This window comes from Variovorax sp. MHTC-1 (assembly GCF_003984645.1).
Taxonomy (GTDB): Bacteria; Pseudomonadota; Gammaproteobacteria; order Burkholderiales; family Burkholderiaceae_C; genus Variovorax.
In genome coordinates this window covers 16,389-37,586 of record NZ_RWKI01000029.1, presented here as the reverse complement: position 1 = coordinate 37,586, position 21,198 = coordinate 16,389, and the positions used below count along the sequence as shown (strand labels likewise).

The following is a 21,198-nucleotide window of genomic DNA, read 5'->3' as shown; positions in this document are numbered from 1 at the left end:
AGTGGTTAAGGGGTCAATGACCCCAGAAACGGTCCCACTGGGAGCCACATCGAGTTTTTCAACAGAATTGGGCCATCTGCTGTCACTCGCCAAGGTCGGCTTCCGGGATGCGCGCTAACCTCCTACCCAAGATAGCCACGCCCGCCGTTCGGATGAGTGGTCAACTATGGCGATGCCGGTGGAATGCACCGAGTTGGCGCAGGAACGCCCGTCAGCATCGTGCCGTGATACGCCACCGTCCGTCCACTAGTACAGCTTCTCGTCGCGCGCCAGCTTGCGCGCGACCACAGCCGTCTGCAAATCGGCCCGCTCCGTCGGAGAGTGAGCGGCGAGGTAGCGCGCTGCGGCGTAAAGAATGCGTTGCCCTTCAGGCGTGGGACCCCATTCACGGAACTGCGCAATACTCGCCTCGAGCATCTGATAGCTGTGGAAGCCCGCATCCTCCCGCAGCACCGCCTGTATTAGCGTCGCAATGAGCGCGCCGGCATCGTGGCCGAGGGTGAGATGGCGGGCGACGTAACGCCCGGCCATCTCCACGCCGCCGTGCCGGTCGAGCGCATCGAGGAATCCGCGCTCGAGCGCTTCGGTTTCCGCTGGCAGATCGTCGAGCCGGTCGTCGCCTTCGCCAGGCAAGCGCGCGGGCGGCACGTTGAGAAAGCGCAGCAGATAAACGTGCATTGCACCGTGCAACACCGCGCGCAGGCTTTCGGCGGTCGGTGGGTGGCCGCCGGCCGCAAGGCGCGCCAGCATGCGGTGGGTCGCATGGGCGTAAGTGAAGGCGTGATGGGCCGCTTCCCAGTCCGAATGCTCGTTCGAGGTTCCAAACCGGGCGACGCGCAATGCCGCAGCGTAGGCGAGGGCGCGGCCGAGGTCGGGTGGCGCGGCATTTTCAGCGATCGCCTTGATCATCGCCTGCGCTATGGCGGAGGGGCTGTCGCCGAGGAACGCCTCGGCAAGTGCGATCGTGCCACCCCACCGGCGTGCGCTGCGTCCGCCGATCGCAATCGCCGACGGGAATTCTGCCGCCGCGTCGGCCGAAAGGGCGATGAGATCGATCGGATGGCGCCAGGCAGTGGACTCCTCGGCGCCGCGGGCGCTCGCGAGATGTTCGACCGTCGTGGGGAGTACAGCGTCGGCGTGCGCCCAGCCAATCAGATCCAGGAGCTCGAATGCCTTGTTGATGAAGTCCAGCGTGTGGCCGCCGTCGGCAAACACGCGGTCGGTGGCGGCAGCGAGCAGCATCTCGGCGAGCGTGGCGGGGGCCAGTCGAGCTGAGATGCCCGCGAGAACGGTTCGCTCGATCGCATCGCGGTGACGCACTGCAGTCCAATGGCGCAGCCACCGCGCAAGCGTCTCGGCCGACGGCGGCGGGTCGAGCGGCTGGCCCGTGCGCCTTGCGGGCTGTCCCGCGCAGTCCTTGGCGACTTTCGCGATGCCCTTGTAGAGCGCGAGATAGCTCGATTCTTCCGGCAGGACAGGCACGAGATTGCCGAGCGCAGTGAGCACCGTGAGCCCCGCCCCCCAATCCTCACGTCCGCGCGCTCCGAAGAGCGCCGCTTCGCGGATCAGGTCGAGCGGCGGCACGCCTTGCGCGCGCAAGCCGAGGATCGCCTTCGCGATCACCAGCCCGAGATCGTGCGCCATCCCGTCGCGCAGTCGATTGCGCCAGTGCGTCTGCCCGTCGGCATAGCGCAACGTGGTCGACACCCATACTTCATCGTCACGCACTTCGACTGCGGCGGTCGGCAGGTCGTCCGCCCATAAGTCGAAGCCACCCCCGCTCGCGACATCGAAGCGCGCATGATGCCAATGGCAAGTGAGAATGCCGTCCTCGAGCGTCCCACGCTGAAGCGGAAAGCCGAGATGCGGGCAGCGGTTGTCCACTGCATAGCACCGCGCACCGTCCGCGATGACAAGGATCGGAGGATGACCGCCGCTCACGACGGTCATGCGCCGCGCGGCGAGCTCCTCGAGCGTGCCGACGCGTACGAACCTGTCACCCTCTTTGGTCTCGGCTCTATTCATCGCTCGTTCCTCCGGCTGTCAAGCCGCTCGACCGATCATCTTGCCTCATGCCGGCTGTCGGGCCGGCAGTGGAAGCTCGAAGCCGAATTCGGATCGCCTCTTCCGCCATAGAAGGGAAAAGGCGGGTACTCACACAGCGGCCGTCTGAACACCGCTGACTCTATGCCAACTCCGCCCGCAAAATTACACTATCGGCTAAGAGCCGACGGTCGTCGACGACCGCTTTCCGGCATTCCAGTACGCATCGGCGGGTCGAAGCCGCGTGCAACCGTCGGCGCAAGGGCATCGTCGGCCCAATTTCCGCGTGTTGAACGATCGCCGGCCTTCTCTTGAGCCGATGGCTCGGCTGCAACCCTCAAGCAACGCCGTCCGATGCTGCGAACTTGCCGGCAAGGCCAGAGAACCCCTTTGCCAGTTGCTCACGCAGCGCCTCGACCGATCGCGCCGGCAGCTCGCAGCTGCCATTTCGGCAGAGGTAGGCCGCGCCCGCGATCCGACCTTCGAGCAGCGGCATCGATCCTGGAAAACCATGGAAGAGCGTGACCAGTGGCGCGAACGCCGACTGCGCCGTCGCCCACAGGCGTTCGCTGTCTGGTCCCGCGGGGATCGCGAGATCAGCCCCGTGCTCGGCCAGCAGCTGTGCGTGCAGCAGCGCCGGCGCGGCCATCGGCGCCTCCTCCACCAACGCGCCGTATCCCCCGAGCGCCGCGCGGACGATGTCGGCCCAGTCGTTGCGTTCAAAGGGACCTGCCAGTCGCAGCAATAGCTCGCACGCCGCCGCAGTGCCCGAGGGCACCGCGCCGTCGTAGAGGTCCCGCGCCCGCATCGGCAGCTGGATTGACGCGCTGTCGAAGAAGCCTTCGACCGCATCATGGAAGCGCTCGACCATGCCGCCGCACAGGTCGAGCGCGGTGTTCAGCCACTTCAGCTCGCCGGTGGCTGCATGCAGTTCCACGAGGCCGAGCCCGAGCTGCGCGTGGTCGGCGAGGTACCCCTCGTCGCGCAGCGTGCCGTCGCGCCAGGCGTGGTGGACCCGCCCATCCCGGACCATGGTGGCCAGCAGGAAGCGCGCGAGCTCTCGCGCCGCCTGCACGAAGTCGTCGCGCCCGAGCAGCCGCCCTCCTTCAGCAAATGCGCGCAGCGCCATGCCGTTCCAGTCGGCCAGCACCTTGTCGTCGGTAGTCGGCCAGGCGCGCCGGGCACGCGCGGCGTAGAGGCGCTCGCGCACCGAGCGTTCCCAGGACGCGAAGGCCTCGGGTTCCAGGTCGAGTTCGACGCGTACGCCTTCCGGATCGCGGCGCTCGAGCACGTTCGTGCCGTGCTCCCAGTTGCCCTGCACCGTCACGCCATGCAGACGCGCCGCGGCCTGTGCATCGGCGCCGAGCACGGCGCGGAACTCGGCCAGCGTCCAGACGTGGAATTTGCCCTCGACACCCTCGGCGTCGGCGTCCTGCGCGCAAGCGTAGGCTGCCGGCGCAGCCGCGGGGTGCATCTCGCGCAGCAGGTACGTCAATGTGCCCTCGGCGACAAGGCGCAGCCTCTCTTCGCCGGTCAGCCTGAAGGCGCCGGCATACACGCGCGCGAGCTGGGCGTTGTCGTACAGCATCTTTTCGAAGTGCGGCACATGCCAGCGCTCGTCGGTGGAGTAGCGAGCGAAGCCACCGCTGACGTGGTCGTACATTCCGCCGGCAGCCATGTGGTGCAGTGTCGTCGCGAGCATCGTGCGCGCGCTCCCGTCGCCGCAGGTGGCCAGCGTCAGCAGGTACTGCAGCAGCGGCGTCTGCGGAAACTTGGGCGCGCTGCCGAAGCCCCCGCGCGTTGCGTCGAAGCGCAAGGCGAACTGGCCCACGGCTCGCCGGTGCATGTCATCGGCCGGCGCACGGGCCGCGAAGCGCGTGCCGCGGCGCACGAGATCGAGCAGCGTCTGGGCCTCCCGATCGATGTCACCCCGCCGGTGGACCCAGGCCTCGCGCACGGCGGCGAGCACCTCGGAGAAGCTGGGGATGCCCTGGCGCGATCGCGGCGGAAAGTACGTGCCGCCGAAGAAGGCTTGAAGCTGCGGCGTGAGGAACATGTTCATCGGCCAGCCGCCGCGGCCGGTGAGCGCCTGCAGCGCGCTCATGTAGACGTGGTCGACATCGGGCAGTTCCTCGCGGTCGACCTTGATCGCGACGAAGCCATCGGCCAACTGGCGCGCCAGCCCCACGTCCTCGAAGCTCTCGCGCTCCATCACATGGCACCAATGGCAGGTGGCGTAGCCCACCGACAGCAGGATCGGCTTGTCCTCGGCGCGCGCCTTGGCGAACGCCTCCTCGCCCCATGGGTACCAGTCCACCGGGTTGTGCGCGTGCTGCAGCAGGTAGGGACTGGTCTCGCGGGCCAGGCGGTTGGCGGGGCGGTCCGCAGGGCGTGGCGTGCGAGAAGTCATGGACAGCGACCCGGCGTCGGAGTTTTTCCGGGAACGCTCACCATCGTTTTCGCCTATGCTTTATCGAAGGTGCGCCATGGTCCAGGAAAGCAACCGGTGGATGGAAACCTCGGATGTTATTCCGATGTTTCCCAGCCTGGTCTGGAAAGTCCAGATCGAGGCCAGCTTGCGCGATGCGCTGGCACAAAGCATCCTCGCAGCGCTGGCCGACATGCGGCGCGGCCTGCCGTCACTTGAAGCCGGCCGCGGTTGGCAGTCGGGGCAGGCGCTGCATGAACGCGAGGACTTTCGCGATCTGGTTTCGTGTGTCCGTCGCGGTGTCACGAGCATCCTGCGATTTCTGCGAATCGGCCATGACGCGTTCGAGATCACAGCCTGCTGGGCCACCGTTCTGGCCAAGGGCGCTGCACACAAGATTCACAGCCACCCCAACAACTTCCTGAGCGGTGTCTACTACGTGCGCACCCAACCGGGCTCAGACACCATCAACTTTCATGACCCGAGAAGGCAGACCGCGGTCATCAGGCCCCCAGTCGTGGAGCTGACGGCGGACAACACCGACCAGGTGGTGGTCAAGGTACGCAACGGAGCGCTTCTGATGTTTCCCTCCTTTCTGGAGCACTCCGTCGATGCCAACCTGAGCGAGGAAGAACGAATCAGCGTCAGTTTCAACGTGATGTTCTCTTCGTTCACCCAGCAGTTGAGCAAACCGCTCTGGTAACACCAGCCAGGAGACCCCTATGGACGACGAGACACTCAACCTCAGCATTCGCAAGTTCCTCAAGATGGTCGGCGTCAACTCGCAGCGCGAGATCGAGCAGGCGGTGGCGAAGGCCGTTGCCACTGGTACCGGCGACGAGACCTTTGCCGCCACCATGACCCTGGAGATCTCGGCGCTCGGGCTCAAGGTCGGGTTCGACGGCGAGATCAAGCTGCATTGAGCTTCCGCCGCCGGCGACCGCTGAGATGCACGACGCCGACAAGCTCGAGGCGGTGCTGCGCTATCACGAGCGCACCAAGCACCAGTTCCACCGCTATGCGCGCTCCGCCGGCACCCTGGACTGGGTGAACCAACCCAACCCGTTCCGCCGTTACGAGGGGGCGCCGCTCATGCAGTTGCCCATCCTTGGCGCGGACGAGGAGCCGTTGTCGCCTCCCTACGAGGAGATTTATCGTCGGGGCGCGGTGCCGAGCGCGCCGCTCACGGTCCGCTCGCTGTCGCGGCTGTTCGAGTACGCACTTGCGCTGTCGGCCTGGAAGCAGGCGGGCGGCACGCGTTGGGCGCTGCGCAGCAACCCTTCGAGCGGCAACCTGCATCCCACCGAGGGCTATCTGCTGATCGGCGCGGTTCCCGGGCTGGCGCCCGCGCCCGGCCTGTACCACTACGCGCCCAGAGAGCACGGTCTGGAACGGCGTGCCAACGCCTCCGCTGAGTGGTTCGCGCAGCTGATGCGAGAGTTTCCCCCAGAGGCCTTTCTGGTCGGACTCTCGTCCATCCACTGGCGCGAAGCGTGGAAGTACGGCGAACGCGCGTTCCGTTATTGCCAGCACGACGCGGGCCATGCCATCGGCACGCTTCGCATCGCAGCCGGGACCCTGGGATGGAGCGCTGTCGTGCTCCATGGCCTGGCCGATGAAAGCATCGAAGCCTTGGTGGGGCTGAACCGGGCCGAGGACTTCGCAGGCGCCGAGCGCGAACAGCCGGAGCTCGTCATGCTCGTCTGGCCGAACGAGGCGGCCGGGCGGTGGTGTGCAGGCGCGCAGCGCACGCTGCCGCTCGGCCTGGATTCGCTGCTGGTGCGCGAGCTCACGCAACAAGACTGGTGCGGAACGGCGAACCGACTCAGCCGCGACGACCCGGTCGACTGGGCCGTCATCGACGAGGTGACGCTCGCCTCACGCCAACCGACCGGCGAGCGCGATGGCTTGGACCTGTTCGACGCGCCAGCCCCGGCGCATCGAAGCGCAGCGTTCCCGAACGGGCCGTCGGCGGGCAGGATCATCCGCCAGCGGCGCAGCCTCCTGGCCTGCGACGGCCGGACTTCGATCACGGCCGAGCGCTTCTACGCCATGCTCGCGCGCGTGATGCCGCGCGTGGAACTGGAGGCGAACCGGCGGCCGTTGCCCTGGGATGCCATGGCCTGGGAGCCGCGCATTCACCTCGCCTTGTTCGTTCATCGGGTGGACGGGCTCGACCCGGGGCTGTACGTACTCGTGCGCGACCCGGCCAAACTGGACAAGCTGAAGCGCGCCATGCATCGGCACTTCGACTGGTCCAAGCCCCCTGGATGCCCGGCGGACCTTCCCCTTCACAGGCTGGAAAGCGGCGATGCGAGACAGCTCGCGACGCAAGTGAGCTGCTCGCAGGACATCGCGGGCGACGGGGTCTTTTCGCTCGGCATGATCGCCGAGTACCGGGACGCCCTGTTCACGCACGGGCCCTGGTTCTATCGCCTGCTCTTCTGGGAAACCGGCGTGATCGGGCAGGTGCTGTACCTGGAAGCCGAAGCGGCGGGCATCGGAGCCACGGGCATCGGCTGCTTCTTCGACGACCCGGTGCACCAGGTATTCGGTTTCAGCGACCTGGAGTTCCAGTCGCTCTATCACTTCACGGTCGGCGGCCCGGTGCAGGACAGGCGGCTGACCACGCTGGCGCCCTACGGTGCGCATGCGGAGGAGTTGAGGCGTGGCGCAGACCTCGCGTGACGCAACGAGCGCGGAGGTCGCGAGGCGAGCATCGCCGGGCGGGTGGCTCGTCGCCTCTCTACGTGACCTCGACGCACATGTTGGCGACTTACGAAGAACCCGCCATCGAGGCGGGTTTCAGGGCGATGCGGGAGGAAGGGGCGAACCCCTTGGAGCGAAGCTCCCGTGGCGGGATGAGCCACTGAGTCCACCGTTGCATCACGAAGGTCTTATCGGCCCCTGCCAGGGAGTTCCGCGCCATTTCGCCGTCGGTGCGGCCCATGGCAGGCGGTGGCGCACTTGTGGGAAACAGGTCACGCCAGCGTGACGGCGCGCTCGTCGTCGCGGGGAAACGCGCTGCGCAGGCGTACAGTCGCGTGTCAGCATGTCGTGTCGGTGCGCGTCTCGGCTACGATGGGGCCCTTACCCGCCCATCGGGTATGTCACCAACCCTTTCACCGGAGGGTGCCCATGAGCGAAAGATCCCAAATCGACGAAGCACGCTTTGCGCAAGCCGTGCATCTCGTTGCCGCAGCCGTGTCCGCCAATTCCCTGAGCAGCGATCGGAGCTTTGATGCGCAGACTCACCAAGACGTCGTTCGAGTGGCGCTGATTCGCGCGTACCTGACGCTTGGGGATGCGCGTGACGAGATTGAGGGACATGTGCGCAGTCCGGATTGACCTGGTCCAACCGGCGCCTGCGATGGCAGCCAGGTGCTGGTCTTTGGCACATAGCGTCCATCGGATTGATCGGCCCGTTATCAGTCCGCCGCCGATGGACCAGACCCTCCCGGCAGGGGTGCAACGCAAAGGAGATTGCCATGGAACTGACAACCGTCCCGATCGACAAGCCGACGGACCTCAACTTCATCCTCGGCCAGTCGCACTTCATCAAGACGATCGAGGACCTGCATGAGGCGATCGTGCAGACAGTGCCCCAGATGAAGTTCGGCATCGCGTTCTGCGAGTCAAGTGGACCCGCCCTGGTGCGTCGGACCGGGAACGATGCGGAACTCATCGAGTTGGCGCAAAAGAATGCCCTGGCGCTGAGTTGCGGACATTGCTTCATTATCTTCATGACCGGCGGATTCCCGGTCAATATCCTCAACACGATCAAAGCGGTGCCGGAGGTTTGCACCATCTACTGCGCGACGGCCAATCCGGTGGAGGTCATCGTGGCCGACACCGGGAACGGGCGAGGCATTCTCGGCGTTGTCGACGGCGTCAAGAGCAAGGGAATCGAAACCGAATCCGACGTCGACGCGCGCAAGAAGATGCTTCGCCAATTCGGCTACAAGCTCTAAGCGACGAGCGGATGCGGTCCAACTCGGCTCGGGTGCACAGGATCGATCCAAGCCGATCAACCGACCGGCTTGGATCGGCCAAGAGCGGAACTTCGTCACCGCCTTCCAGTTTTCTTAGCGTTGGGCGCTGACGCGTCGCCGACCCACGTTAGAGTCTGCCGAAAGCGCACCTTGAGGATGCCACCTTAACCATTCCCCCTGAGGAGCCTCGCCCAGATGGACATACCGGCCTTCATCGATGCCTACCGGCCCATCGCCAAGCAACTCCATGACGTAACGAATCCAGGGAGACCCTACGTCGAGCCCTTGCCTCCAGCCGGTGAGGCCGAACTTACCACCGCTGAAAGTCGCCTTCGGGTGACCTTCGACCACCAGCACAGGTTGTTCTTGGGCCAGGCGAACGGGTGGCCAGCATTCACTGGAACTATAAGCGTGCTAGGCACGTCGGACTATCTAGGGTCCGCGGCCTACGAGCGCGCAAGGCGGACCCTAGAGGCCTTGAGCGGTGCCGCGCTCGGCTCGTATCGCTCTAGTGTCGTGAGTTAGAAGTTCGCAAGCACAACCGTTCGACGCTTGCGAGGATGTCATCAGCTGTCTTGGACCATACGAACGGCTTCGGGTCGTCGTTGTTGACCTTGATGTAGTGCCTGATGGCCTGCTCGAGCTGACGAGTTGAGCGATGAGTCCCGCGGCGGATGTACTTCTGCGTCAGGGTGGCGAACCAGCGTTCGACCTGGTTGAGCCAAGACGCGGAGGTCGGCGTGAAATGCACGTGAAAGCGAGGATGCCGGGCGAGCCAATTCTTGATGGCAGGTGTCTTGTGGGTGCCGTAGTTGTCCATCACGAGGTGGACGTCGAGCACTACCGGCACGTTGGCCTCGATGGTGCGCAGGAATTGTAGGAACTCGGCGCTGCGGTGGCGCCGATGCAGATCCCCGATGACGGCTCCGGTGGCAATGTCCAGCGCTGCGAACAGGGTGGTCGTGCCATGGCGCTCGTAGTCATGGGTGCGCCGCTCGGGGATGCCGGGCGCCAGGGGAAGCAAGGGCTGCGTGCGGTCCAGTGCCTGTATCTGATAAACATCTAGCCCGAGAGACCCCACCGTTCAACGGCCAGTCACTCGCTCGCGGCAGCGGGTGGCGCTTCTTGCTTGCGCGCGATTCACCATAGGGCGCCTACGAAGGAGATCGACATGGAACTGTACGCGGCGATTGACTTGCATTCGAACAACAGCGTCGTGATGGTGATCGATGCGCAGGATCGATCAATATTCGCCGAGCGCCTGCCCAATGATCTCGGTGCCATCGTGGCCGCGCTTCGATCTTGCTCGGGTACGTTGCGCGGCGTGGCGGTAGAGTCGACCTACAACTGGTACTCGACTTCCGCCTGAGTGCCAATCGAGATGTGAAGGCGGCCAAGGCGTTCTTCCTCAAGGCACTGAAGACTCAAGGCCGAGCACCAGTGAGCATCACATTGGATGGCTACGCGGCCTCGCACCGCGCGGTGCGGGAATTGCCCGCGGTGAGCCCACGCTGGAAAGACACGCGGTTGCGATCGTCGAAATACCTCAACAACATGATCGAACAAGACCATCGTGGCGTGAAGTCACGCATCAACCCGATGCTCGGGTTCAAGCGCTTCGATTGCGCGGCCGTGACGATCTCCGGAATCGAGCTGCTGCATCGCATCCGCAAAGGCCAGTTCAATCTGAGTCGCTTGCTGGTGAAAGGCCACGCTGCGCCTGCGATCTGGAACGCTGTGCTTTTGGCCTGATTCGGCCGGGGAAGTGTGGCGGTGTGACACGGCCACTTCCAATATTTGCACCAGAGCCCACCTGAGCACCTTTTCCTACGAAGCGCTTTTCAGTGCGGGTGTTCGGGCCAGACTCGAGCCCCCGGCCACGCTTGAACGCCGTTCAGATCCCGTCGCCACATCATTCATCTGTTGCTGACATGCTTGCCAAGCAGTCTTCGGCAAGTGAACGCAGCGCGCCTGCATTTCGACTCCCGATCAAATGATGCACCCTGGCCTGCGCCGTGATCCAGTGAGGTAGGCCCTCGTCACACTTTCGGCGGCCCGAAACGGTGAGGCGCACGCTGCGTGTGCGCCCGTCGACGCCCGGGCCAAGGTGCAGCCATCCCGTGGCGATCAAGGTCCTCAGATTGCGCGTCAGCGTTGACGGGTCCAGTGACATTGCCTTTGCCAAGTCACAGGGGCGCACCGGCCCACGTGCCAGGACTTCGGTCAGCAGCCAGTATTGGGTGGTTGTGAGTGCGACCTTGCCGAGTTCCGAGTCGTAGTGCTGCGTGACGATGCGCGAAAGATCGCGCAACTTGGTGATGGTGCACGCCAAAGGTCCGCTGCCGACTTGCGCTGATCCTCCGGCGCTGCGAACCGCTCGCACCTGCGGAGTAGATGGCGCACGCATCAGCGCATCGGCAGGAGTGGTGCGCGAGGTCAACGCCAAGCCCTATCGTCAGTGCCCTTTGGCGGGCTTCGCCGGCGTATCGTCCAGTGCGTGCGTCTGGTCGATGAACCGTCGGCTGGAGGCCAGGATTTCCTTGCGGGTGCGCTCGGTTTCAACTGCGCGAGCCAAGACCAGTGCGCCAACGCATTGGGCAATCAGCGCCCATGCTGCATCCGGATCGCCGATGCGCGAGCTCCAGCTCTTCTGCAAGCGCTTCAAGCCCTCCTCGACCGACGCACGAACCTCCGGCCCCGCCCTCGCGATCTCCGGCCCCAGCGCCGGCAGGACGCATCCGGTTTCCGGGTGCAACGCATGATAAGAACTCAGATAGCTGCGCAACCGCTTCGCGACATGGTCGGGCGGCGAGTCCCGGTCCCCGGCCAGCATCTCGGTACTGTTCGATATCTCGTGTTCGACGAGCTCGGCGAACAGCGCTTCCTTGGACGGGAAATGTCCATAGAACGCCCCGCCGGTGAGGCCGATGCTTCCCATCAAGTCATCGACCCCGGTGGTTCCGAAGCCGCCTTTCTTGGCGATGGCACGGGCATTCGCCAGCAGCTTCTTGCGGGTTTCCTCTTTGTGAGTCTTCGGATAGCGCATGAACGGGCCTCGGGAGAACGTAGAGCACCGATCATAGCATGCCGATCGTTTGCTAAACGGATCAGCTCCATCAGCGCACGCGGCCGGCTGCCGAGGGTTTTCCCCTGCGGCAAACCCGCTCCGCCATGTTGACGATGCCCCCAGCGCAAACCTATAGTTCACCACCGTTTACCAAACGATCGTTATTTACCGCCAACCGGATGATGTGATGACGCAACTGACCCAGCTGATCGTGCAAGGCATCTCCAGCGGTGCGATCTACGGGCTCGTCGCGCTCGGACTCGTTCTGAGCTACAAGGCGACCGAGGTCCTCAACTTCGCGCAGGGCGACGTGGTGATGCTCTCCGCGTTCCTCGGCTGGGGCCTGGTCGTCGCGGCGGGCCTTCCATTCTGGCTCAGCTTCGTCGCCGTGCTGTGCATCTCGGCCGCGCTTTGCTTCCTGCTGGAAGCGAAGATCATGCGCAGGATCGTCGGCCGCCCCCAGTTCTCGGGCGTCATGCTCACCATCGGGATCGGCTTCATGATCCGCGGCGGCGTCAGCATGTTCTTCGGGCCGGAGTCGCGCAGCTATCCCACGCCGTGGACGGGGCAGGCCGTGCAGATCGGCGGCAGCGTGGTGGCCGAGCTCAACCTGGTGATCGTCGGCGCCGCCATGGGCGTGACGGCACTCCTCTACTATTTCCTGCGCCGCACCACGCTTGGCATAGCGATCCACGCGACATCGCAGAACCAGCTGGCGGCGTATCTGTGCGGGGTGCGCGTGAAGCGCCTCAATTCCCTGGTGTGGGGCATCTCCGGCGCGATCGCCGCGCTGTGCGGGCTGCTGCTTGCGCCCATCACGCTGGTCGACCTGGGCTTGTGGTTCGTCATGCTCAAGGCGCTGGCGGCCCTGGTTCTCGGCGGCTTCGGCAGCGCACCGGGCGCCGTCGTCGGCGGGCTCCTCATCGGCCTCATCGAACAGTTCGCCGGCGTCTACCTGCCCGATGGAGTGAAAGACGTGGCGCCTTACCTGGTGCTCATTGCGGTTCTCATCCTGTATCCGCGCGGGATCCTGGGCGAAAGCCACGGCCGAAGGGTCTGACGCAATGGCACGCTACGAAACGGGATTCGAAGACGGGCGCAGGCTGCTGCGCGGCAGGCCCGAGCGGCTTGCGTACGGCTTGCTCGCATTGGCCCTTGTGGCCGCACCGTGGGTGCTGCCGGCCTATCACATCGGCGAGGCGACATTCATCCTCATCATGTGCGTCGCGAGCCTCGGGCTCATGATGCTGACCGGCTTCACAGGGCAGGTGTCGCTCGGCCAATCGGCATTCGTCGGCATCGGCGCGTACATCCACACCATTCTCTTGACGCAGGGCGTGCCGCTGCCGGTGTCGCTGCTCCTCACCACAGGGGGCGCGGCACTCGGCGGGCTGCTCGTCGGCATGCCGGCCATTCGTGTGTCGGGGCTGCACCTGGCCATGGTGACCATGGCCTTTGCCATCGTCTCCGAGCATGTGATCGGCCGGTGGAAGAGCGTCACCGGGGGCCACGGCGGGATGCCTGTGCCGGACCCGACCCTTTTCGGGCTCAGCCTCGGCGGTCCGCGCGCCTTCTACTTCCTCTGCCTGGTGGTGCTGGCGGTGGTCCTGCTCCTGCTGGTCAACCTGATGCGCTCCGCCACCGGCCGCGCCTTCATCGGGATTCGCGACTCCGAGGCCGCTGCGCAGGGCCTGGGCATCGATGTCGCGCGGACCAAGGTGCTAGCGTTCAGCCTCTCGGCGGGGTGCTCGGGCCTGGCCGGTGCATTGCTCGCGCACCAGATGCAGCACATCACGCCGGAAGCCTTCGGCCTGGCGCTGTCGCTGCAGCTGGTCTTGATGGTGTTCATCGGCGGACTAGGAAGCCTGCGCGGGGCCATCCTCGGCGCGATCCTCATCGGCCTCTTGCCTTCGTTCATCTCCTCGCTCAAGGAGGCGCTGCCCGCGAAACTCGGCGCGCACTTCGGGCTGGAGCTTTTCGTCTACGGCGCCGTGCTGAGCTTCTTCGTCCTGCTCGAGCCGGGCGGACTGAACTCCCGCTGGGTTCGCATCCGCAAGGTTCTCGCCGAATTCCCGTGGGTGCGCAAGAGCAGCATTCACCAGACCAAGGTCTACATGAAATCGGAGCGCTACCGATGAATGCCGCATTCTTCGAGGTCGCGCGCCTGAGCCTGTCCTTCGGCGGCGTCAAGGCCGTGCGCGACGTGAGCTTCTCGGTTCGCGCGGGAGAGATCCTCGCGGTGATCGGCCCGAACGGCGCAGGCAAGACATCGCTGCTGAACCTCATCACCCGAGTGTTCGATGCCAGCAGCGGCAGCATCCGGTTCAATGGGAACGATATCTCGCGGCTGGCGCGGCATGACGTGGTGCGCCAGGGCATCGCGCGCACGTTCCAGAACATCGAGCTGTTCGAAGGCGCGACGGTGCTGGAGAACCTGCTGCTCGGCCGCCATCGCACGAACCACGGCAATTTCTTCTCCCAGATGTTCAACCTGCCGTCCGTGCAGCGCGCGGAAGCCCTCTCGCGCGAACGTGTCGAAGACGTCGTGCGCCTGCTCGATCTCGCCCCGTTCCGGCATCGGCCGGTGGCGGAACTGCCTTACGGCGTGCGCAAGGTCGTCGAGCTCGGCCGCGCGCTCGCCGCGGAGCCCCAGTTGCTGCTGCTGGACGAGCCCGCATCCGGGCTCAACCCCGAGGAGACACGCAGGCTCGCGTACTGGCTCGAAGACATCCAGGCCGAACTGGGCGTCACGGTGGTGATGGTGGAACACGACATGTCGCTGGTCGCCGCCGTGGCCAATCGCGTGGTGGTGATGGACCAGGGCCAGGTCCTGACCGACGGCACGCCGGCGCAGGTGCAAGCCGATCCGCGTGTGATCGCGGCCTATCTGGGGACCTGATCCCATGACCGCTCTGCTGTCCGTCCGCAATCTCGAGACATGGTATGGACCCGTGCGAGCGCTGCACGGCGTGAGCCTCGAAGTGCATGCCGCTCAGATCGTCACGGTGCTGGGCGCCAACGGTGCCGGCAAGACGACCCTGCTCAATACCATCGCCGGCGTGCTCGCGCCCTCTAACGGAACCGTCGAGTTCGAGGGCCGGCCCATCGGCGGCAAGGACGCCGATGAAGTCGCTCGCGGCGGCGTCGTGCTGGTGCCCGAAGGTCGCCAGGTATTTCCGTTCCTCACCATCGCGGAAAACCTGCGCATGGGGGCGTTCGCAAGGCGAGACACAGAGATCGCGCGGGACATGGAGCAGAAGTACGACTGGTTCCCACGCCTTCGCGAACGCCAGCGCCAACAGGCGGGCCTGCTTTCCGGTGGCGAGCAGCAGATGCTGGCGATCAGCCGCGCGCTGATGGGACGGCCACGCCTGCTGCTGCTCGACGAGCCTTCGCTGGGCCTCTCGCCGCTGTTCACCAAGGACATCTTCGCGATCATCAAGCGCATCCGCGAGCAGACCAAGACCGCCGTGCTGGTGGTCGAGCAGAACGCGGCGATCGCGCTGGCCACCGCCGACCACGGCTATGTCATCGAACTGGGGCGCGTGGCTGCAGCTGGAAGTTGCGAGGCCCTCTCCCGGCGCGAAGACATCAAGGAGTTTTACCTGGGTGGTGCCTCGCACCACCTGCCGCAAGGTGTCGCTGGCGGGATCCGGCCGGCACGGCGACGCCCTTCCTGGAACTGAGAAAAGGACACTGCCATGACACTCGATCGCCGAACCCTCCTGAAGACAAGCCTGGCCGCCGTGGCACCCGGCGCCTTGTGGGCCCCATCCGCGCGCGCAGCGGGCGTGGCCGACAAGGAACTCGTCCTGGGCACGCACCTGGACCTTTCCGGGCCGGTGGCGATTGCCATGCCCGTGATTCGCAACGGCATCCAGATGCGCATCGACGAGGCCAACGAGGCCGGAGGCATCAACGGCCGCAAGCTCCGGCTGGTCATCGAAGACAACGCAAGCCAGCCGTCACAAGCGGTGCGTGCCGTTGACAAGCTGATCCGCAAGGACGAGGTCTTCGCCCTGCTCTGCCCCTTCGGCTCCGGACCGAACGTGGCCACGGTCAAAAAGGCGGTGGATGCCGGCGTGGTCTGTTTCGCGCCGTATGCAGCCTCGGGCCTCGTGCGCCAGGCGGCCGGCCAGACGCCCCTGCTTTTCACGACCAACCTGAACTACGACAGCACGACGTCGGCCGCCGTGAAGTGGGCCACCGCCAATCTGGGCAGCAAGAAGGTCGGCTTCGTCTACCAGGAAGGCCCCTTCGGCGACCTGGTCGGACGGGGTGTGAAGGCGGCGCTCGCAGCCAAGGGCATGCCGCTCGCCGCCGAAGCCAGTTACAAGGTCGGCGATCTCGATTTCTCCTCGCACGTCGCACGCATGCAGGCCGCGGGCGCGGACCTGATTGTCTGCGCAACCACGACGCGCGAAACCATTGCCGTCGCGGCCGAAGTGAAGAAGCTCGGCCTGGCCGGCGTCAACGTGCTGACCGCCAGCCCGGGCCGCGCCGGCCTCACCGTCGCCCTCGGCAAAGAGGCAATGGAAGGCGTGTACGGCGTCGGCACCTGGCGCATCGCGACGCCCGACCAGGCCACCGCCGCCGAGAAGTCGTGGGCCGAGGCCTACCGCAAGCGTTTCAAGGCGGAGCCGGACGACGTGGCCGCTGCTTTCTACGACTACACCAGCTGGTTCCTGCAGGAAGTGCGCAATGCGGGCCGCGACCTGACGACCGAGAAGCTGGTGAAGGCGCTTCAGGCGTCCACCTTCAAGGGCGTGGCTTCGTACGACACGCAGCGCTTCGCGAACAACCACATCGACCCCGAATGGACGCGGGTCGAACAGGTCGTGCAAGGCCGCTGGACTGCACGGTCCAGCGTGGTCGATCCGGCCAAGAGCGCCCTGTGATCCACGTGTCGGCATCCCTGGCCGCAGACGAGGCGCGCCTCGCGACGCTGCCGCAGTTGTGGCGGCGCCGATGCACCCAATGGGGCGATCGGCCCGCACTCCGCTACAAGGAGCGCGGCATCTGGCAGGGGCTGCCCTGGAGCGGCTATTTCACGGAGGCACGGGCCGTGGGACTCGCGATGGCCGAGGCCGGGCTGCAGGCCGGCGAGGTGGTCTCCATCCTTTCGGACAACCGGCCCCGGTGGCTGGTTGTCGACATGGCCGCGCAGGCCATGGGCTTCGTGTCCCACGGCATGTACCCGTGCAGCACGGCCGCGCAGGTCGGGCATGCGCTCGTGGAGGCCGGGACGCGGGTGATCTTCGTGGAGGACGCCGACCAGCTGATGAAGGTGCTTGCGGTACGCGACACCTGTCCCGCCCTGTGCCACATCGTAGTGTTCGACACACGCGGGCTGCTGCGCTTCTCGGACCCGCAGGTCAGCACTTTCGACGAATGGCATGCCCGCGGGGTGCAAGCCGCTGCCCGGGAACCGGCGCTGTTCGACAGCCGCATCGACGCGGGCTCGGGGGAACAGATCGCGTTCCTGGCGGCTACCGCAGGCAGCACCGGCCCGGCGCGGCTGGTGGCCCGGCGACAGCACGAGTTCTTGCGGGAAGTGCGCGTCGTGAGCCATTGGCTGCAGCTGCGCCCGGGAGACCGGGCCCTGTCGATCATGTCGCTCGCGCACTACGGCGAACGCATGCTGGCCCAGAAGGCCATGCTCATGCACGAAGCCCTGCTCCACCTGCCGGAGAACGGGGCCACGGTGTTCAACGACATGGGCGAGGTCGAGCCTCACTTCCTGTTCGCAGCCCCGCGCTTCTTCGAGAAGCTGCAAGGCATGACCGAGCTGTTCATGCAGGAGGCCGTGCCGGTTGCGCGGACCGCATACGCCTCCTGCCTTTCGGCACGCAGACCCGGCTGGCTGCAGCGCAGGACGCGGGAGCGCATACGTTCCGCCCTGGGCTTGCGAAACCTCCGGGTCGCCCTCGCAGGCGGAGCCTCCAGCCCCGCGCAAGTGGCCGACTGGTTCGACGCAATCGGCGTTCCCATGCTCGACTGCTACGGCATGGCCGAAGCCGGCTTCTGCAGGATCGTTCCTGCCAGTCGCTCGATGGAGACCGCATCCTCACCGTTCGAGACAGGCACCCAGCTCAAGCTGGCACCCGATGGCGAGGTTCTGGTGCGCGGCGCGATCCAGCGGCCGGGCTACTGGGTCCGCGGAACATTGAGCGCCGCCGAGACCTTGGCGGACGGCTGGCTGCGTACCGGCGACCTGGGGCGTGTCGACGAACTCGGCCGCTTGCGTCTGCTCGGCCGCTTGCGCGCGCGCGCCGTCGGAACACGAGGCGAACCCATCAGCCCGGAGATTGCCGAGGATGCGTTCCGGCTCAGCGCCTACATCGCCGATGCGATCGTCGTGCCGGCGGAAGGCGGGCATTCGGCGGCACTGCTCGCTCTCGACGAGGAGCGGATCCGGAAGCATGCGCAGCAACAGCGGCTGCCCTTCACCGACTACGCCAGCCTGCTCGGCCTTCCCGAAATCACTGCGCTCATCGCGGCGCAAGTGGAGATCGCGAACGGGCGCCTGCCCGAGAACCATCGCGTGCGCACCATTCGCGTCATCCCACGTTCGCTGCACCAGGGCGACGAAGAACTCACCCCCGCGCTGCGCCTGAACCGCTCGGTTGTCGCGAGCCGATACGCCGGCCTTTTTACCGAACCCCTTGGAGTCTGATCATGAGAGAAGCTGTCATCGTTTCCACCGCACGCACGGGCATCGGCCGCGCATTCCGCGGCGCATTAAACAACATCAAGTCGCCCACTCTGATGGGCCACGCGATTCACCACGCCGTCCAGCGAGCCGGCGTCAACCCCGGGGAAGTCGAGGATGTCGTCATCGGCACTGCGATGGCCGGCGGGACGGCGGGCATGAACATCGGACGCCTTGCCGCGTTGGCCGCGGGACTGCCGCAGTCAGTTCCTGGTCAGACCATGGACCGGCAATGCGCGTCCGGCCTGATGGCCGTCGCAACGGCGGCCAAGCAGATCATCGTCGACGGGATGGATGTGACCGTGGGCGGCGGGCAGGAAAACATTTCCGCCGTCCAGAACCCGTTTGTCAAGTGGGTCGGGGAAACGGCCGATGCGAACCTCATTGCGCAGGTCCAGCACGCCTACATCCCGATGCTCCAGACGGCCGAGATCGTTTCGAAGAAATACGGCATCTCGCGCGAAGCGCAGGACGCCTATTCGCTTGAAGCGCAACGCCGCACCGCGATGGCCCAGGACAAGCGCCTGTTCGACGCCGAGATCGTGCCGATCACCGGGTCCATGGCCGTGATTGACAAGGACACGGGCGCCGTGACTTACCGGGATGTGCGGCTCGACCGTGACGAGGGTAACCGGCCGGACACGACACTCGAAGGCCTCGCAAATCTCAAACCGGTGGTCGAGGGCGGCGTGATCACGGCCGGCAACTCCAGTCAGCTTTCTGACGGCGCATCGGCCTGCGTGCTGGTGGAGCGCACCGTGGCTGAACGACGCGGGCTCAAGCCCCTGGGCATCTATCGCGGCATCGCCGTCGCCGGATTGGCGCCGGAGGAGATGGGGATCGGCCCGGTGTTCGCGGTGCCCAAGCTCCTGAAGACCCATGGTCTGAAGGTGAGCGACATCGGCTTGTGGGAATTGAATGAAGCCTTCGCCTGCCAAGTGATTTACTCGCGCGATCGCCTCGGCATCGATCCCAAGCTTCTCAACGTGAACGGTGGGGGCATCACCATCGGCCACCCGTATGGCATGACCGGCTCGAGACTGGTGGGCCACGCGCTCATCGAAGGCAAGCGCCGCGGCGCGCGCTACGTTGTCGTCACGATGTGCATCGGCGGCGGCATGGGTGCCGCAGGCCTGTTCGAAGTCGCTTGAAGCAAGGAGCAGCAAGATGAATTACCAGAGCCCCCTCCGCGATTTCCAGTTTGTTCTGCACGAACTGCTGCAGGTCCCATCGATGATGGAGGCGTGCGGCCAGGCGGAGTTCGACGCGGCCACGATCGACCAAGTGCTCACCGCCGCCGGCCAGTTCGCGTCCGATGTGATTGCGCCGCTGAACGCGGCGGGTGACCAGCACGGATGCACAATGCCCGCGCCAGGCGTGGTGCGGACAGCGCCCGGCTTCAAGGACGCGTACGACGAGTTCACCAGGAACGGCTGGCATGGGCTGGCTTGCAGCCCGGAGTTTGGCGGCCAAGGCTTCCCCTCAGTGGTCGACACCGCTGTCACGGAAATGTTCGGGGGCGCCAACATGGCGTGGTCGGCCTATCCCGGCATGTCGCATGCCACATACGTCAATGTGGCCGCCAATGGCTCAGCCGAGCAGAAGGCACTCTACCTCCCCAAGATCGCTTCCGGAGAGTGGGCCGGCACGATGTGCCTGACAGAACCGAACGCTGGCACCGACCTGGGCCTGCTTCGAACCCGCGCCGTCCCGCAACCCGACGGGACTTACAGCATCAGCGGCACCAAGATCTTCATTTCCGGCGGCGAACAAGACCTCACGGAAAACGTGATGCACCTTGTATTGGCGCGGATGCCCAATTCGCCGCAGGGCGTCAAGGGCATCTCGCTCTTCATCGTACCCAAGTTCCTCCCGGACGCAAGCGGCGCCGTGGGTCCGCGCAATGCCGTGACCTGCGGCTCCATCGAACACAAGCTGGGCATCCACGGCAACTCGACTTGCACCATGAACTTCGACGGGGCGACGGGCTGGCTGCTCGGGGAGGCCGAGAGGGGATTGGCCGGCATGTTCGTGCAGATGAACTACATGCGCGTGATGGTCGGCGTCATCGCCATCGGTGTCATGGAAGCCGCGTACCAGAAGGCTCTGGCTTATGCCAAGGAGCGGCTGCAGGGCCGTGTGGCGGGCGCGAGATCGTCGAACCAGGGCGCGGATCCGATTGCCGGCCATGCCGATGTGCGGCGCATGCTGCTGACGCAGAAGGCCAACGTGGAAGGCGCACGCGCACTTGCGTTGTGGGCTTCGCAGCTCAGCGATCTGCAGCGGCTTCATCCCGACGCGGCGCGGCGCGCCGAAGCCGGCGAGCTGCTGGGGCTGCTAACTCCCGTCGTCAAGGCCATGGCCAGCGATCTCGGGGTCGAGTCCACGTTGCTTGCGATGCAGGTGTTCGGCGGCCACGGCTACGTTCGCGAGAACGGAGTCGAGCAACACCTGCGCGATGTCCGGATCATTGGACTGTACGAAGGGACGAACGGCGTTCAGGCCATGGACTTGCTCGGACGCAAGGTGCTGGGTGACCATGGCAAGCGCATAAACGCCCTTCTCGACATGGCGGGGGCGTTTGCCGAAACCTGCGGGCCACGCAAAGCCATGCGCGAGTTCGCGGAACCGTTGGCCCAACTGGTTGCCGACGTCAGGCAGCTTACGGCCGAGCTCGTGAGCGCATCCGCCAACGACCCCCATGCGAGCGGAGCAGCGGCAGTGCCCTACCTGCGCCTGGTCGGGCATCTGGCCCTTGCATGGACTTGGGCACGCATGGCCGAAGTGTCGATCAACAAGCCCGAGTCGACAGACCCGATCTACGCTTCGAAGATCGCGACCGCCCGCTTCTACTTCCAGCGCATACTGCCGCAGACTGCGGCACTTCGCGCGGAAATTCGGGCCGGATCGTCCGCGCTCATGGAGCCCGCGCTCGACCTGCTGTGAAGGTCCGTGC

General features: G+C 65.6%; 19 protein-coding genes and 1 pseudogene. 15 read left to right on the top strand and 5 right to left on the bottom strand.

All coding sequences use genetic code 11. The features are described from left to right. Positions 1–246 precede the first annotated feature (246 nt). The gene (locus EJI01_RS26030) at positions 247–2,025 is read right to left on the bottom strand and encodes a Rieske (2Fe-2S) protein (RefSeq protein WP_126840011.1); all 1,779 of its coding nucleotides are present in this window, start codon (positions 2,023–2,025) and stop codon (positions 247–249) included. A 355-nt stretch (positions 2,026–2,380) separates the two neighbouring features. Continuing rightward, entirely contained in the window at positions 2,381–4,453 is a 2,073-nt protein-coding gene (locus tag EJI01_RS26025; RefSeq protein ID WP_126840010.1) for a thioredoxin domain-containing protein, read from the bottom strand. Positions 4,454–4,529: 76 nt separating this feature from the next. Between EJI01_RS26025 and EJI01_RS26020 the strand changes: the two genes are divergently transcribed. From EJI01_RS26020 to EJI01_RS26000, 5 genes are all read left to right on the top strand, one after another. After that, on the top strand, positions 4,530–5,174 hold the full coding sequence (locus tag EJI01_RS26020) for a 2OG-Fe(II) oxygenase family protein (protein WP_126840009.1): 645 nt from the start codon (positions 4,530–4,532) through the stop codon (positions 5,172–5,174). A gap of 19 nt (positions 5,175–5,193) precedes the next feature. Beyond that, the gene (locus EJI01_RS26015; RefSeq protein ID WP_126840008.1) at positions 5,194–5,394 is read left to right on the top strand and encodes a DUF6494 family protein; all 201 of its coding nucleotides are present in this window, start codon (positions 5,194–5,196) and stop codon (positions 5,392–5,394) included. A 25-nt stretch (positions 5,395–5,419) separates the two neighbouring features. Beyond that, positions 5,420–7,159: a SagB/ThcOx family dehydrogenase gene (locus EJI01_RS26010; RefSeq protein WP_126840007.1), complete on the top strand. Its 1,740-nt coding sequence runs from the start codon at positions 5,420–5,422 to the stop codon at positions 7,157–7,159. Positions 7,160–7,609: 450 nt separating this feature from the next. Then, the gene (locus EJI01_RS26005) at positions 7,610–7,819 is read left to right on the top strand and encodes a hypothetical protein (RefSeq protein WP_126840006.1); all 210 of its coding nucleotides are present in this window, start codon (positions 7,610–7,612) and stop codon (positions 7,817–7,819) included. A gap of 140 nt (positions 7,820–7,959) precedes the next feature. After that, the gene (locus EJI01_RS26000; RefSeq protein WP_126840005.1) at positions 7,960–8,442 is read left to right on the top strand and encodes an adenosine-specific kinase; all 483 of its coding nucleotides are present in this window, start codon (positions 7,960–7,962) and stop codon (positions 8,440–8,442) included. Between the two features lie 529 nt (positions 8,443–8,971). Here EJI01_RS26000 and EJI01_RS25995 read toward each other — a convergent pair. Continuing rightward, positions 8,972–9,517: pseudogene (locus EJI01_RS25995) on the bottom strand (IS630 family transposase); the annotation flags it as partial. 117 nt (positions 9,518–9,634) lie between these two features. Between EJI01_RS25995 and EJI01_RS28925 the strand changes: the two are divergent. Then, positions 9,635–9,832, top strand: coding sequence for a hypothetical protein (locus EJI01_RS28925; RefSeq protein WP_185879062.1), 198 nt, complete (start codon positions 9,635–9,637; stop codon positions 9,830–9,832). Positions 9,833–9,846: 14 nt separating this feature from the next. Then, entirely contained in the window at positions 9,847–10,215 is a 369-nt protein-coding gene (locus EJI01_RS25990) for a DDE-type integrase/transposase/recombinase (protein WP_409513984.1), read from the top strand. A gap of 160 nt (positions 10,216–10,375) precedes the next feature. On the opposite strand, the gene EJI01_RS25985 is transcribed toward EJI01_RS25990, so the two are convergent. Together EJI01_RS25985 and EJI01_RS25980 are read right to left on the bottom strand one after the other, a co-directional pair. After that, positions 10,376–10,903, bottom strand: coding sequence for a MarR family winged helix-turn-helix transcriptional regulator (locus EJI01_RS25985; RefSeq protein ID WP_260602688.1), 528 nt, complete (start codon positions 10,901–10,903; stop codon positions 10,376–10,378). Between the two features lie 15 nt (positions 10,904–10,918). Then, on the bottom strand, positions 10,919–11,509 hold the full coding sequence (locus EJI01_RS25980) for a TetR/AcrR family transcriptional regulator (protein ID WP_126840004.1): 591 nt from the start codon (positions 11,507–11,509) through the stop codon (positions 10,919–10,921). 208 nt (positions 11,510–11,717) lie between these two features. Between EJI01_RS25980 and EJI01_RS25975 the strand changes: the two genes are divergently transcribed. Genes EJI01_RS25975 through EJI01_RS25940 form a run of 8 tightly spaced genes read left to right on the top strand, consistent with a single transcriptional unit; the run spans position 11,718 to position 21,188 of the window. Beyond that, positions 11,718–12,590, top strand: coding sequence for a branched-chain amino acid ABC transporter permease (locus EJI01_RS25975; RefSeq protein WP_126840003.1), 873 nt, complete (start codon positions 11,718–11,720; stop codon positions 12,588–12,590). A 4-nt stretch (positions 12,591–12,594) separates the two neighbouring features. Continuing rightward, a complete protein-coding gene (locus tag EJI01_RS25970; protein WP_126840002.1) occupies positions 12,595–13,668 on the top strand; it encodes a branched-chain amino acid ABC transporter permease in 1,074 nt (357 codons plus the stop codon). After that, on the top strand, positions 13,665–14,429 hold the full coding sequence (locus EJI01_RS25965) for an ABC transporter ATP-binding protein (RefSeq protein WP_126840001.1): 765 nt from the start codon (positions 13,665–13,667) through the stop codon (positions 14,427–14,429). Before EJI01_RS25970 ends, EJI01_RS25965 begins: the two co-directional genes overlap by 4 nt. 4 nt (positions 14,430–14,433) lie before the next feature. Then, positions 14,434–15,216, top strand: coding sequence for an ABC transporter ATP-binding protein (locus EJI01_RS25960; RefSeq protein ID WP_126840000.1), 783 nt, complete (start codon positions 14,434–14,436; stop codon positions 15,214–15,216). Positions 15,217–15,231: 15 nt separating this feature from the next. Next, entirely contained in the window at positions 15,232–16,428 is a 1,197-nt protein-coding gene (locus EJI01_RS25955) for an ABC transporter substrate-binding protein (RefSeq protein WP_126839999.1), read from the top strand. Next, on the top strand, positions 16,425–18,206 hold the full coding sequence (locus EJI01_RS25950) for a long-chain fatty acid--CoA ligase (protein WP_185879061.1): 1,782 nt from the start codon (positions 16,425–16,427) through the stop codon (positions 18,204–18,206). The genes EJI01_RS25955 and EJI01_RS25950 overlap by 4 nt, the downstream gene beginning before the upstream one ends. A 2-nt stretch (positions 18,207–18,208) precedes the next feature. Continuing rightward, positions 18,209–19,393: an acetyl-CoA C-acyltransferase gene (locus tag EJI01_RS25945; protein ID WP_126839997.1), complete on the top strand. Its 1,185-nt coding sequence runs from the start codon at positions 18,209–18,211 to the stop codon at positions 19,391–19,393. Between the two features lie 16 nt (positions 19,394–19,409). Next, positions 19,410–21,188 (top strand): acyl-CoA dehydrogenase C-terminal domain-containing protein, encoded by a 1,779-nt coding sequence (locus EJI01_RS25940; RefSeq protein ID WP_126839996.1) that lies wholly within the window; start codon positions 19,410–19,412, stop codon positions 21,186–21,188. Positions 21,189–21,198 lie beyond the last annotated feature (10 nt).